The following is a 13,260-nucleotide window of genomic DNA, read 5'->3' on the forward strand; positions in this document are numbered from 1 at the left end:
GTCAAGGGCGGTTATTCAGGGAACTCCCCTACCATCAAGCGTATGCCCCAGAAGAATCGCACGGCATCAGGCGTGCTCGGCGGACTGCTCGGCCTCGTCGGCCTGAGCGTCGTCGCCGGCATCCTGGTCACAGCCACCGTCACCCCGGCTCTCGCGGTGGCAGGCGCCGCCGGATCCAGCGCCCTCGATCTGTTCGAGAAGCTGCCGTCCTACCTCAAGCCGGACGAGCCGATGGAGCCGAGCACGATCTACGCGACCGGCATCAACGGCAAGCCGGTCAAGCTCGCGACGTTCTTCGATCAGAACCGCGAGCAGGTGGACTTCGATCAGATCAGTCCCGTCATGTACGACGCGATCCTCTCCAGCGAGGACAAGAGCTACTACGAGCACGGCGGCGTCAACATCGGTGCGACGGTGAAGGCGCTGGTCGACAACCTCCGCGGAACCTCGTCGCGCGGAGCCTCGACGATCAGCCAGCAGTACGTCAAGAACGTCCTCGTGCAGCAGTGCGAGCAGAAGGTCCTGCCCGGTTCCAAGAACTACGAGGACGAGACCGCGCAGTGCTGGCTGGATGCCACGAACGCGACGGGAACGGACGGCATCGAGCGCAAGCTCCAGGAGATGCGCTACGCGATCCAGATCGAGAAGGACTACTCGAAGAACGAGATCCTGCTCGGTTACCTGAACATCGCCAGCTTCGGCGGCACGGTCTACGGCATCGAGGCCGCGGCGAACTACTACTTCAGCACCAGCGCGGCCAAGCTCACCGTGGCGCAGGCGGCGACGCTCGCCGGCATCGTGCAGAACCCGAACACCTTCCGCATCGACCTGAAGGACGGCACGACGACCAATGACGCCGGCGAGGCCGTCAACGGCGAGGCGGACGGCTGGTCTTTGACGAAGGACCGCCGCCACTACGTGCTGACGCGCATGCTGGCCGATGGCAAGATCACGCAGGCGCAGTTCGACGAGGCCGATGCATCGGACATCGTGCCGGACATCAACGCCCCGACGCAGGGCTGCGGCGCGGCAGGCAGCAACGCCTACTTCTGCCAGTACGTGAAGTCGCTCCTGCTCGAGGACGATACGCTCGGCGCCAACCTTGCGGAGCGCACGCGTGCACTGCAGCGGGATGGCCTGCAGATCTACACGTCGCTGGACATGCGCATCCAGAAGCCCGCTGTCGCCGCGATGAAGAACTACGTTCCGGCCAGCTTCCAGAATTTGAGCCTCGGCGGCGCCGGAGTGACGATCGAGCCCTCCACGGGCCGCGTGCTGTCGATGACGCAGAACACGAAGTTCCGCGAGACCGCGAGCAAGGACCCGGCGTACTCGAGTCTCGTCTACGCCTCCGACAAGGATCACGGCGGCTCCGGCGGATTCCCCGTCGGCTCGACGTACAAGCTGTTCACGCTCATCGACTGGCTCGAGAAGGGCCACTCGGTGAACGAGAACTTGAACGGGCGCTACCAGACGTTGACGATGAACGCCTCGTGCGACAACGCGACCATCCCCGTGAACACCTCCGAGGTCAGGAACTTCGGCAACAACCCCGGGTACTACGGCAGCCCTATGAGGTTCACGCGCGAGTCGCTGAACTCCGGCTACTTCGCCATGGCCGCCAAGCTCGACCTCTGCGACATCAACGGCGTCGCCGACCGCATGGGCGTGTCGCTGGCCACCGGACAGAAGACGACGGAGAAGAACCTTCCGTTCGACGTGCTCGGCTCGAAGAACATCGCGCCGATCGACATGGCGGGCGCCTACGCGACCGTCGCCAACAAGGGCGTCTACTGCGAGCCCCGCGCGGTCGACAAGATCGTCGACCAGAACGGCGAAGAGATTCCCGTCCCCGAGGCGGACTGCTCGCAGGTGATCTCGCCTGAGGTCGCAGCGACGGCCGCATACGCCCTGCAGGGCGTCATGGCCTCCGGCGGAACCGGCAGCAACGCGAACCCGTGGGACGGCACTCCGCTCATCGGCAAGACGGGTTCGCACAACGTCGCGACCACCATGATGATTGAGGCCAGCACGAAGGCGGCCACGGCGGTGTTCATCGGCCGCACGGACGGCAAGGAAGACAACATCTGGGGCTACTGGACGAACGGGAATCTCATCGAGAACATGCGGTATGCGGTCGCCCGCGAGATGCAGGCCGCCGCGAACCGGGCGCTCGGAGGCGGCGACCCGTTCCCGCAGCCGGACAAGAACCTCACGCGCCAGATCTACGTGAACCTGCCGAGCGTCGTGGGCATGTCCGTCGACGAGGCGACCTCCACGCTGCGCAACGCCGGGTTCTCGGTGACGGTCGGCAAGGCCGTCGACAGCGACCTCGCGAAGGGCCTCGTCGCCGAGCAGAGCCCCGGCGCCGGCCGCGTCACCAGCGGCACCTCGGTGACGCTCTCCCCCAGCAACGGCAAGGCGCCGACGGCCACGGTGCCCAACGTCGTCGGATCGAAGTTCGGCCAGGCGAAGGCGGCGATCGAGAAAGCCGGATTCTCAGTCGACTCGAACGGATGCGACAACGGTGACGATGTCGTCGCCCAAAACCCCGGCGGCGGCGAGGCGAAGCCCGACTCCACCGTGATGCTCCTGTGCGCCGGCGGCGACGATTGAGTCGTAGGTCAGCCCATCCGGCCCTCGTCGCGCTCGGCGCGGCGGGGGCCGTCGGCGTCGCGTGCGCCGTGTGGGGCATCGGGATCGAGCGCTACCTCTTCACCGTCCGCGAAGCGACCGCTGCGGCGCTCCCGCCCCGCTCCGCTCCGCTGCGCGTGCTGCACATCTCCGATGCGCACATGGCGCCCTGGCAGCACCGCAAGCAGGACTGGCTCGCCTCGCTCGCCGAACTCGAGCCGGACCTCATCATCAACACGGGCGACAACCTGGGTCACCAGGACGGCCTGATCGGTGTGCGCCGGGCGTTCGAGCCGTTCGCCGGCATCCCGGGGGTCTTCGTGCACGGGTCCAACGACGTGCACGGACCCACGCCGCGCAATCCGCTGCGCTACCTCGTCGCGCCGTCGCGCCGCAACGAGAAGGCGCAGCCGCTCGACACCGCCGCGCTCAACCGGTTCCTCGAGAAGGAGATCGGCTGGACGCAGATCAACAACACGGCCGCGAGCGTGCAGGCGGGCGATCGTCGTATCGATCTCTTCGGCGTGAGCGACGCCCACCGCGAGTGGGACGATCTCGACGCGCTCCCCGGCGCCATCGCACGGCTCGGCGAACGGGATGCCTCCACTCCTCTGCTCGGCGTCACGCACGCCCCGTATCAGCGCGTGCTGAACCGCTTCACCGACCTCGGCGCCCAGGCGATCTTCGGCGGTCACACCCACGGCGGCCAGGTCTGCCTGCCGTTCTACGGCACCCTGGTCGCGAACTGCGACATCCCCCTGAAGCAGGCCAAGGGCCTGAGCACGTGGGCGCATGACGGGCGCAGCATCCCGCTGAACGTCAGCGCCGGCATCGGCCACTCGATCTACGCCCCGGTGCGGTTCGCGTGCCGCCCGGAGGCGACGCTCCTGACGCTCACCGCACGGGACACGCCCGCCTGATCACGGCACGGCCCCCGATTCGGCGCAGCAGATTTTTCCCTGTAGACTCGAACGGTTGCAACGGGGTGTGGCGCAGCTTGGTAGCGCGCTTCGTTCGGGACGAAGAGGCCGCAGGTTCAAATCCTGTCACCCCGACGTTGCAGGAAGGCCGCCCTCCGGGGCGGCCTTCTTCCATATCCTGGAGACATCATGACTGCCTCTCGCCCGACAGCCCCGCGCCTGGTCGCCTTCGACCTCGACGACACGCTCGCACCGTCCAAGAGCGCGATCGACCCGCGCATCGCCGCGCAGCTGCGCGCGCTCCTGCGCGTCGTGGACGTTGCCATCATCTCGGGCGGCAACGAGACGCAGTTCCGTTCTCAGGTCATCGCCCACCTGGGAGATGCCGACGCGGCCGAGCTCGCGCGCCTGCACCTGCTGCCGACGTGCGGCACGCGCTACCTCCGCCATGACGGCACGGACTTCGTCGCCGTCTACGCGCATGATCTGTCGGACGACGAGAAGACTGCGGCTCTGCTGGCGCTGCGCGAAGAGGCCGAGCGGCTCGGCCTGTGGGAGCCGAACCCGTGGGGGGAGATCCTCGAGGACCGCGGTTCGCAGATCACGTTCTCCGCACTCGGACAGCAGGCGCCGGGAGCGGCCAAGCACGCCTGGGACCCCTCGGGCGAGAAGCGTTTGCGGCTGCGCGACGCGGTCGCCGCCCGCCTTCCCGGGCTCGAGGTGCGCGCCGGCGGCTCGACGTCGATCGACATCACGAGAGCGGGCATCGACAAGGCGTACGGCATGACCGCGCTCGCCGAGCGCACCGGGATCCCTCTCGACGACATGCTCTTCTACGGCGACCGTCTCGACGAGGGCGGCAACGACTACCCCGTGCTCGCACTCGGTGTGCGATCGATCGCCGTCGCCGACTGGCACAGCACAGCCGACGAGCTCGACGCGCTGCTCCCGACGCTCACGGTCGCCGCGACACGCTGACGTCGGTCACCGCGCGGCAGCCTCCGCGGCATCCCGCGCGACCGGCACCAGGCGCTGCAGCTGCGTCACGTGCCGCGGCTCGAGCTCGGCGAGAGACGAGACCCCGAGCAGACGCATGGTCCGCTCGATCTCGGTGCGCAGGATCGCGATCGTCCGATCGACGCCCTGCCGCCCGCCGGCCATGAGGCCGTAGAGGTAGGCGCGGCCGATGAGGGTGAAGTCGGCGCCGAGCGCGACGGATGCCACGATGTCGGCGCCGTTCATGATGCCGGTGTCGATCATCACGGTGAAGTCGTCACCGACCGCGGTGCGCACGGACGGCAGCAGGTGGAACGGGATGGGAGCCCGGTCGAGCTGACGTCCGCCGTGATTGGACAGCACGATGCCGTCGACGCCCTCATCGCGCAGGCGCACGGCGTCGTCGACCGTCTGCACCCCCTTGATGACGATCTTCCCGGGCCAGAGGTCGCGGATCACGGCCAGGTCGTCATAGCTGATCGTCGGATCCATCGCGGCGTCCAACAGCTCGCCGACGGTGCCGCCCGTCGTGCTGAGCGAGGCGAACTCGAGCTTGGGCGTGGTGAGGAAGTCGAACCACCACCAGGGGCGCGGGATCGCGTTGATGATCGTCCCGAGCGTCAGCTGGGGCGGGATGCTGAACCCGTTGCGCTTGTCGCGCAGGCGGGCTCCGGCGACGGGGGTGTCGACCGTGAAGTGCAGGGTGTCGAATCCGGCGGCGGCGGCCCGGCGCGTGAGCTCATAGGAGATCTCGCGGTCGCGCATGACGTACAGCTGGAACCAGTTGCGCGGGGGAACCGGTCCCTGAGCCTGTCGAAGGGTGGCCGCCTTCACGCCCTCGATCGAGGTCGTGCCGAGCGTGGAGAGGGTGAACGGGATGCCGGCTGCCGCGGCCGCTCCGGCGCCGGCGACCTCGCCCTCGGTCTGCATGAGTCGCGTGAACCCGGTCGGCGCGATCCCGAAGGGCAGTGCGCTCGGGCCTCCGAGGATCTCGACGGAGGTGTCGACGTCGGGCGCCGGCTTGAGGATGCCGGGGTGGAACTCGACGTCCTCGAACGCCTGACGGGCGCGGGCGAGCGAGATCTCGCCCTCGGCCGACCCGTCGGTGTAGTCGAACGCGGCCTTGGGCGTGCGGCGCTTGGCGATCGTCCGCAGGTCGCCGATCGTCAGCGCGGCGTCGAGTCGGCGCTTCCGGCCGTCGAGCTCGGGCTTCTTGAACTTCATGAGTTCGAGGAGCTCGGCGGGATTGGGCAACTGGCGCTGGACCATGGCGTTCCTCTCAGTCGGTGCCGGCGGGTGTGAGCCCGGTGGCGGTGTAGTAGCCGGCGATGTGGTCGTGGATGCGGGTGCGCGCGGCATCCGCATCGCCCGCGTCGATGGCGGCGACGATGGCGCGGTGCTCCGCGCGCAGACGGTCGGCCATGGCATCCCAGTCGTCGATCAGCTCGGATCCGGCGAGCACGTACGACTCGACGGCCGTGCGCAGCCCCGCCATCATGGACACGATCACCGCGTTGCCGGCCGATTCGGCGAGCGCGAGGTGCAGCTGCGCATCGAGTGCGAGGAACTCCCCCGCGGCGAGTCCGTCTGCATCCATGGCGTCGAGGATGCGGTGCGCATCGGCGGTATCGCGCATGTCGGCGGATGCGAGGGATGCGGCGACCGCATCCTCGAGCACGAGCCTGGTCTGCACGACATCGGCCAGCGGGAAGCCCTGTGCGGCCACCTGCAGGCGCAGCAGCGCAGACATGCCCCCGGAGGGCGTGACGATCACGATCGCGCCGGAGGAGGGCCCTGAGCCCGTCGCGGTGCGGATGAGTCCCATGACCTCGAGCACCCGCAGAGCCTCGCGGACGCTCGAGCGCCCGACGCCGAGATCGGCGGCGAGCTCGCGTTCGGACGGCAGACGGTCGCCCGCGCCGAGGCGTCCCTCGAGCAGGTCCCGCTCGATGTGCTCGAGCACGGTCTGCCAGGCGCGGTCGGCCATGTCTCCTCCTGTGGTCTGACCACAGCGTAACTCGTGTGGTCAGACCACGCAAGGGCACTCAGCCGAGACGGCCGCCGGACTCCTCCAGGTAGCAGTTTCCGCACAGCGACTCGTAGGTGACCACGTCGGGTGCCGCTCCCCCGCCGGCGGCCTCGTCGATCGCGACCTGGTCGCCGTCGAAGACGAATCGGCCGCCGACGACGCGGCCGTTGAAGACGGCCTTGCGGCCGCACCGGCAGATCGTCTTCATCTCCTCCAGCGAGTGCGCGATGGCCAGCAGCCGCGCGGAGCCGGGGAACGCGTGCGTGAGGAAGTCGTTGCGGATCCCGTACGCCATGACGGGGATGCCGTCCTCCACGGCGATCCGGAACAGATCGTCGACCTGCTCAGCGGTGAGGAACTGCGCCTCGTCGACGAGCAGACAGGCCACATCGACCGGATCGGCCGGGATCAGTCCCTCGGCGCTGCGCTGCCGCATCCGCTCGCGCTCGTCCCGGAACAGTGCACGCGCATCGCCGCCAGCGGGGATGAGGAAGTCGACCTCGCGCGTGACGCCGAGGCGGCTCTCGATCTGTGATGCGCCCTTGGTGTCGATCTCGGGCTTGGCCAGCAGCACGTGCTGGCCGCGCTCCTCATAGTTGTACGCGACCTGCAGCAGCGCCGTGGACTTGCCGGAGTTCATCGCCCCGTAGCGGAAGTACAGCTTCGCCACGGCGCGGAATCACTTCGAGATGCTCAGGGCGTCGGCCGTCGCCGTCATCGACTTCTCGGCTGCCGCCGCATCGTCGTTGAGCGTCTGACCGTACGTCGGGATGAGTTCGCGCAGCGTCGGCTCCCAGCCCGCGTATTGCTCGGGGAAGCAGCTCTTGAGCAGCTGGAGCATGATCGGCACCGCCGTGGACGCACCGGGGGACGCGCCGAGGAGGCCTGCGATCGATCCGTCGGCGGCCGAGACGACCTCAGTGCCGAACTGCAGGATGCCGCCCTTCTTCGGGTCCTTCTTCATGACCTGCGCGCGCTGACCGGCCTGGATGAGCGTCCAGTCCTCGTCCTTCGCGGTGGGCATGAACACGCGCAGGCTGTCGACCTTCTTGCGGTGCGTCTTGACGAGCTCGCCGAGGAGGTACGTGATGAGGTCGGGGTTCGCGAACGCGACGCGCAGCATCGGCCACAGGTTGTGCGTGCGCACCTGCGTGACGAGGTCGAGCATCGAGCCGTTCTTGAGGAACTTCGGGCTGAACGTCGCGAACGGTCCGAACAGCAGCGACGCCTCACCGTCGACCACGCGGGTGTCCAGGTGCGGAACCGACATCGGCGGGGCTCCGACGGATGCCTGCGAGTAGACCTTGGCCTTGTGCTGCGAGACGACTGCCGGGTTCGTGGTCTTGAGGAACTGTCCGCCGATCGGGAAGACTCCGTAGCCCTTGATCTCGGGGATGCCGGAGCGCTGCAGCAGCTTCAGAGCCCAGCCGCCCGCGCCGACGAAGACGAACTTCGCGTTGATGCGGCCGGGTGTGTGACCGAGGCTGTTGCGGTACTTCAGGGTCCAGCTGCCGTCCTTCTGCTTCTTCAGCGAGCGGACCTCGTGGTTCGTGCGCACGTCGACGCCGGAGTCCGACAGGTGGTCGAAGAGCTGGTTCGTGAGCGCGCCGAAGTCGACGTCGGTGCCGGCCGGCACGCGGGTCGCGGCGAACGGCTCGCCCTTGCGGCGCTTCTGCATGAGCAGCGGCGCCCACTGGTTGATGACGCGGGAGTCCTCGCTGAACTCGATGCCCTCGAAGAGCGGCTGCTCCTTGAGGACCTCGTAGCGGTCCTTGAGGTAGGCGACGTCCTTCTCACCGCGCACGAAGGTCATGTGCGGGGTGGCGTTGATGAAGGTCGACGGCGCGTCGAGCACGCCCTTCTCGACCAGTGACGACCAGAACTGCCGGCTCTGCTGGAACTGCTCGTTGATCGAGATCGCCTTGGCCGGGTCGAGCGGCCCGTCGCCGTTCTGCGGCATGTAGTTCAGCTCGCAGAGGGCCGCGTGGCCGGTGCCCGCGTTGTTCCACGGGTTCGAGCTCTCCTGCGCCACATCGCTCAGTCGCTCGAAGGCGACGATCTTCCAGTCCGGCTGGAGTTCGTGGAGCAGAGTGCCGAGGGTGGCGCTCATGATGCCACCACCGATGAGGACGACGTCGACGGATTCAGTCACCCGTCCATCCTAGTTCGCCCGCGGCGGGGGTCAGGACGCGAGGCGCTCGGCGACGAGCTCGGCGATCTGCACGGCGTTCAGCGCCGCTCCCTTGCGCAGGTTGTCGTTGCTGATGAACAGCACGAGCCCCTTGTTCTCGGGCGCGGACTGGTCGGCGCGGATGCGGCCGACGTAGCTCGGGTCCTTGCCTGCGGCCTGCAGCGGGGTCGGCACCTCCTCGAGGACGACGCCCGGGGCGGAGGCCAGGATCTCCCGAGCGCGGTCGGGGGTGATGTCGTCGCGGAACTCGGCGTGGATCGACAGCGAGTGCCCGGTGAAGACCGGTACGCGCACGCAGGTGCCTGCGACGCGGAGGTCGGGCAGTTCGAGGATTTTGCGGCTCTCGTTGCGGAGCTTCTTCTCCTCGTCGGTCTCATTGTCGCCGTCATCGACGAGGCTCCCCGCGAACGGGATGACGTCGAAGGCGATCGGGGCGACGTACTTCTCGGGCTGCGGGAAGTCGACGGCAGAGCCGTCGTGCACGAGGCGCAGCGTCTCGCCCTGGGCGAGGACGCCCTCGACCTGGCCGAGCAGCTCCTGCGCGCCGGCGAGACCCGAGCCCGACACGGCCTGGTAGGTGGAGACGATGAGCCGCTCGAGGCCGGCTGCCTCGGCCAAGGGCTTCAGCACCGGCATCGCGGCCATCGTCGTGCAGTTCGGGTTCGCGATGATGCCGCGCGGACGCTCGTCGATGGCGTGAGGGTTGACCTCGCTGACCACGAGAGGCACCTCGGGGTCGTTGCGCCACGCGCTGGAGTTGTCGATCACGACGGCGCCGCCGGCGGCGAAGCGGTCGGCGTACGCGCGGCTCGCGGTCGCGCCGGCTGAGAACAGGGCGATCTCGATGCCGGCAGGATCAGCGGTCTCGACGTCCTCGACGATGACCGAGGTGCCGCCGAAGTCGATCGCCGTGCCGGCAGAGCGCGAGGACGAGAACAGGCGCAGCTCACGGATCGGGAAGGAGCGCTCCGCGAGGATCTCGCGCATCACGGTGCCCACCTGGCCGGTGGCGCCGACGATGGCGACGGAGTGTCCTGAATCTGCGATGCGGGTCATGATCGTCCTTGCTGATGGTGTTTGGGCGAGTCTACTGAGGTCGTCGATGCGGCCCGAAATCAGGAACAGCGACCGAGATCCGGAGGATTCGGGGCAGAACGTCCTGATTCCGGGGCATCCTCCTGCTCCCGGATGTCGAAGCGGTGGATGCTAGCGGCCGGTGCCGGCGTGCACGACGGCCTCGTCCTCGGCATCCAGGCCGTAGGCCGTGTGCACGATGCGGGCGGCGTCGGCGAGGTCGGTGTCGCGCAGGACGACCGAGATGCGGATCTCGGACGTCGAGATCATCTCGATGTTGATGCCGGCGGTCGACAGCGCCTCGAACAAGGTCGCCGAGACGCCCGAGTGCACGCGCATCCCCGCGCCGACGACGGACAGCTTGCCGATCTGGTCGTCGTGGATGAGGCTGTCGAATCCGACCTCGGCCTGCTCTGCCGCGAGGGCCTTCAGCGCCGGGGCAGCATCCGCCTTGGGGAGCGTGAACGAGATGTCGGCGCGACCGGTGGCGGCGGCCGAGACGTTCTGCACGATCATGTCGACGTTCGCGCCGGACTTCGCGACGATCTTGAAGATCTCGGCGGCCTTGCCCGGCACGTCCGGCACACCGGTCACGGTGATCTTGGCCTGGCCCTTGTCGGTGGCCACGCCCGCGACGATCGGTTCTTCCATGACTTCTCCCTGATTTTCGCGGGGGTTCTTCATGCCCTCGCCCAGAACATAGGTGCCCTCGCTCGACGAGAAGGTCGAGCGCGCGTGGATGAGCACGCCGTGCCGGCGTGCGAACTCGACGGCGCGGATGTACAGCACCTTCGCGCCGTTGGCCGCTAGCTCGAGCATCTCCTCGCTGGAGACGTGGTCGAGCTTGTGCGCCCGCGGGATGACACGCGGGTCTGCGGTGTAGATGCCGTCGACGTCGCTGTAGATCTCGCAGACATCGGCGTCGAGTGCCGCGGCGAGCGCGACAGCGGTCGTGTCGGAGCCGCCGCGTCCGAGCGTCGTGATGTCGCGGGTGTCGCGGTTGAACCCCTGGAATCCGGCGACGATGACGATCGCGCCCTCGTCGAGCGCCTCGCGCAGACGCACGGGCGTCACGTCGACGATGCGGGCCGAACCGTGGTGGTCGTCGGTGATCATGCCGGCCTGGCTGCCGGTGAAGGAGCGGGCGTCGAAGCCCATCGAGTGGATCGCCATGGCCAGCAGCGCCATCGAGATGCGTTCGCCACTCGAGAGCAGCATGTCCATCTCGCGCGGCGCGGGAATGGGGGCGACCTCGTTCGCGAGGTCGAGCAGCTCGTCGGTGGTGTCGCCCATGGCGCTGACCGCGACGACGACGTCGTGACCGGCGCGCCGGGTGTCGACGATGCGCTTCGCGACGCGCTTGATGCTCTCGGCGTCGGCGACGGACGAGCCGCCGTACTTCTGCACAATGAGGGCCACGTTCACTCCCAGGGATGTCGGGCAGATCCGCCCACGCGTCATTCTACGTTCGACGCGTATGCGCCCGAACGCATGTGACGGCTAGAGCAGCCCCAGCCGCCTCGCCTCGCTGGCCGCCGCCGCCCTGCTCGCGACGCCGAGCTTCTCGAGCAAGTGCACGACATGGGTCTTCACCGTGGACTCCGAGATGAACAGCCGCGATGCGATCTCCTTGTTCGCCGCGCCCTCGTCGACGAGCATCAGCACGTCGCGCTCGCGGTCCGTGAGGGTCACGCGCGGGGCGCGGAGAGCGGCGATGATCCGGCTGTCGCCGCCGGGGGTGAGCACCAGGGCGCCCGCGGCGGCGTCGCTGATGGCTGCGACGATCGTGTCGTTGTCGACGTCCTTGAGCAGGTAGCCGGCCGCCCCCGCCTCGATCGCCCGGATGATCTGTGCGTCGTGGTCGAAGGTCGTGAGGATCACGACGGCCGGCGGGGTCGGCATCCGGCGCAGCTGCGCGGTCGTGTCGACACCGTCCATGCCGGCCCCCAGGCGCAGGTCGCAGAGCACGACGTCGGGGTGCAGAGAGGATGCCAGCGCCACGGCCTCCTCCCCCGTCGACGCCTCGCCGACGACCGTGAAGCCGCGCGCCTCGATGACGGAGCGCAGACCCGCACGCACGATGGGGTGATCGTCGACCAGCAGGATGCTCGCGCTCATCGCCCGTCTCCTCCCCGGGGAGAAGGCAACGCTCCTGGGGGAGAAGGCAACGCGGGCAGCGCCGCCAAGAGGGTCGTTCCCTCGCCCGGTGCTGAGCGCACCTCCAGTGCCCCGCCGAACTCCCGCAGCCGCGACCGCATCGCCGACAGTCCGTAGGACGTCGTCGACCCGGCCGCCTTGCCCACGGTGAAGCCGTCGCCGTCGTCCGTCACGGTCATGGTGACCGTCCCGGCATCCGCCGCGAACGCGACGCTCACGGTGCCGGCCCCGGAGTGCTGGCGGACGTTGGCCAGCGCGGATTGCGCGACCCGGAGGAACGCGACCTCGTGCGCGGTCGACAGCGGCGGCAGGTCGGCGTCGGCATGCAGCGACGTCTCGATGCCGGTGTCCCGGCGCAGGGCATCCAGCATCCGCTCGATCGCTGAGGCGAGAGCCGCGCCCTCCAGCTCGGCCGGCGCGAGAGCGGCGACGATGCGGCGGAGGTCGGTGAGCGAGTGCTGCGCGAGCGACTCGATCTCCGGCAGGCGTTCCGCGTCGCCGCTCCGTGCCATGAGCACCATCGAGCTGAGCTCCTGCGCGATCGTGTCGTGGAGGTCACGCGCCAGGCGCGTGCGCTCCTGCGCCGCCCCGGCGTCGCGCTGGGTGCGGGCGAGCTCCTCCTGCACGGCGGCCATCTCGTCCTGCGTCCGCACGAGCGAGGCGATCAGGCGCTCGCGCTCGGCCGCATCCCGCAGCAGCGCGTCGTAGCCGAGCGAGATGGCCAGGGCGAAGCCGCCGCCGAGCAGCGGACCGGCGATGTGCGCGAAGGTGATCGGCACCTGATGCAGGATGGGCGCCGCGATCGCCGCGACGAGCACCGGCAGCGCGAACGCCACAGACCTCCAGCGCCGCAGCACGTGCCCCGCGAGCAGCAGCAGCGGGAACGAGAGCCAGACGAACTCGGCGGAGATCAGCAGCATCCCGCCCCACAGGACGCCGAGCCCCACCAGCCACCACGTACTGAATCGACCGCGAGCGAACGCCGCACCGGTGGCGTACCAGGCCAGGAAGGCGCCGGCCGCGAGCATGGCCGGCAGCAGCGGCACACCCGTCGCGATCGCACGGAACGCGGTGACCGCCGACAGGATGGCCGTGATCAGGTGCAGGGCGAACCGCGCGACCGTGAGCATCCGCTGGCGTGCCGGATCGGCGCCCTGGTCTGCGGATGCGGGGGACGAGGACATGCTCCGATTCTCCCCCAGCGGATGCCGGAACGCCCGGAGCCGATATCGATCTTTCGATGGATCCGGCGGGGCCGG

At 68.8% G+C, this 13,260-nt stretch carries 11 protein-coding genes and 1 tRNA gene; 4 read left to right on the forward strand and 8 right to left on the reverse strand.

The window, feature by feature from the left end; genetic code table 11:
- The first annotated feature begins 42 nt into the window (after positions 1–42).
- The 4 genes from AB0269_RS13725 (at position 43) to AB0269_RS13740 (ending at position 4,532) form a co-directional block, all read left to right on the forward strand.
- The gene (locus AB0269_RS13725; RefSeq protein ID WP_366211812.1) at positions 43–2,616 is read left to right on the forward strand and encodes a transglycosylase domain-containing protein; all 2,574 of its coding nucleotides are present in this window, start codon (positions 43–45) and stop codon (positions 2,614–2,616) included.
- The gene (locus AB0269_RS13730; protein ID WP_366211813.1) at positions 2,613–3,554 is read left to right on the forward strand and encodes a metallophosphoesterase; all 942 of its coding nucleotides are present in this window, start codon (positions 2,613–2,615) and stop codon (positions 3,552–3,554) included. Before AB0269_RS13725 ends, AB0269_RS13730 begins: the two co-directional genes overlap by 4 nt.
- Positions 3,555–3,615: 61 nt before the next feature.
- Positions 3,616–3,689, forward strand: a tRNA-Pro gene (locus AB0269_RS13735).
- A gap of 54 nt (positions 3,690–3,743) precedes the next feature.
- The gene (locus AB0269_RS13740) at positions 3,744–4,532 is read left to right on the forward strand and encodes an HAD-IIB family hydrolase (RefSeq protein ID WP_366211814.1); all 789 of its coding nucleotides are present in this window, start codon (positions 3,744–3,746) and stop codon (positions 4,530–4,532) included.
- A 6-nt stretch (positions 4,533–4,538) separates the two neighbouring features.
- Here AB0269_RS13740 and AB0269_RS13745 read toward each other — a convergent pair whose 3' ends face one another.
- The 8 genes from AB0269_RS13745 to AB0269_RS13780 form a co-directional block, all read right to left on the reverse strand.
- Positions 4,539–5,819, reverse strand: a complete 1,281-nt coding sequence (locus AB0269_RS13745; RefSeq protein ID WP_366211815.1) for an alpha-hydroxy acid oxidase — start codon at positions 5,817–5,819, stop codon at positions 4,539–4,541.
- A 10-nt stretch (positions 5,820–5,829) separates the two neighbouring features.
- A complete protein-coding gene (locus tag AB0269_RS13750) occupies positions 5,830–6,537 on the reverse strand; it encodes a GntR family transcriptional regulator (RefSeq protein ID WP_366211816.1) in 708 nt (235 codons plus the stop codon).
- Between the two features lie 58 nt (positions 6,538–6,595).
- Positions 6,596–7,249 (reverse strand): thymidine kinase, encoded by a 654-nt coding sequence (locus AB0269_RS13755; protein ID WP_366211817.1) that lies wholly within the window; start codon positions 7,247–7,249, stop codon positions 6,596–6,598.
- Between the two features lie 9 nt (positions 7,250–7,258).
- Positions 7,259–8,731 carry a malate:quinone oxidoreductase gene (locus AB0269_RS13760; protein WP_366211818.1) on the reverse strand — a complete coding sequence of 491 codons (1,473 nt, stop codon included), beginning with the start codon at positions 8,729–8,731 and terminating at the stop codon, positions 7,259–7,261.
- Positions 8,732–8,761: 30 nt separating this feature from the next.
- The gene (locus AB0269_RS13765) at positions 8,762–9,826 is read right to left on the reverse strand and encodes an aspartate-semialdehyde dehydrogenase (RefSeq protein WP_366211819.1); all 1,065 of its coding nucleotides are present in this window, start codon (positions 9,824–9,826) and stop codon (positions 8,762–8,764) included.
- Between the two features lie 150 nt (positions 9,827–9,976).
- Positions 9,977–11,263, reverse strand: a complete 1,287-nt coding sequence (locus AB0269_RS13770; protein WP_366211820.1) for an aspartate kinase — start codon at positions 11,261–11,263, stop codon at positions 9,977–9,979.
- Between the two features lie 81 nt (positions 11,264–11,344).
- The gene (locus AB0269_RS13775) at positions 11,345–11,962 is read right to left on the reverse strand and encodes a response regulator transcription factor (RefSeq protein ID WP_366211821.1); all 618 of its coding nucleotides are present in this window, start codon (positions 11,960–11,962) and stop codon (positions 11,345–11,347) included.
- Positions 11,959–13,185, reverse strand: coding sequence for a sensor histidine kinase (locus AB0269_RS13780; protein WP_366211822.1), 1,227 nt, complete (start codon positions 13,183–13,185; stop codon positions 11,959–11,961). The genes AB0269_RS13775 and AB0269_RS13780 overlap by 4 nt, the downstream gene beginning before the upstream one ends.
- Positions 13,186–13,260 lie beyond the last annotated feature (75 nt).

Source organism: Microbacterium sp. NPDC077644 (assembly GCF_040702785.1).
Taxonomy (GTDB): domain Bacteria; phylum Actinomycetota; class Actinomycetes; order Actinomycetales; family Microbacteriaceae; genus Microbacterium.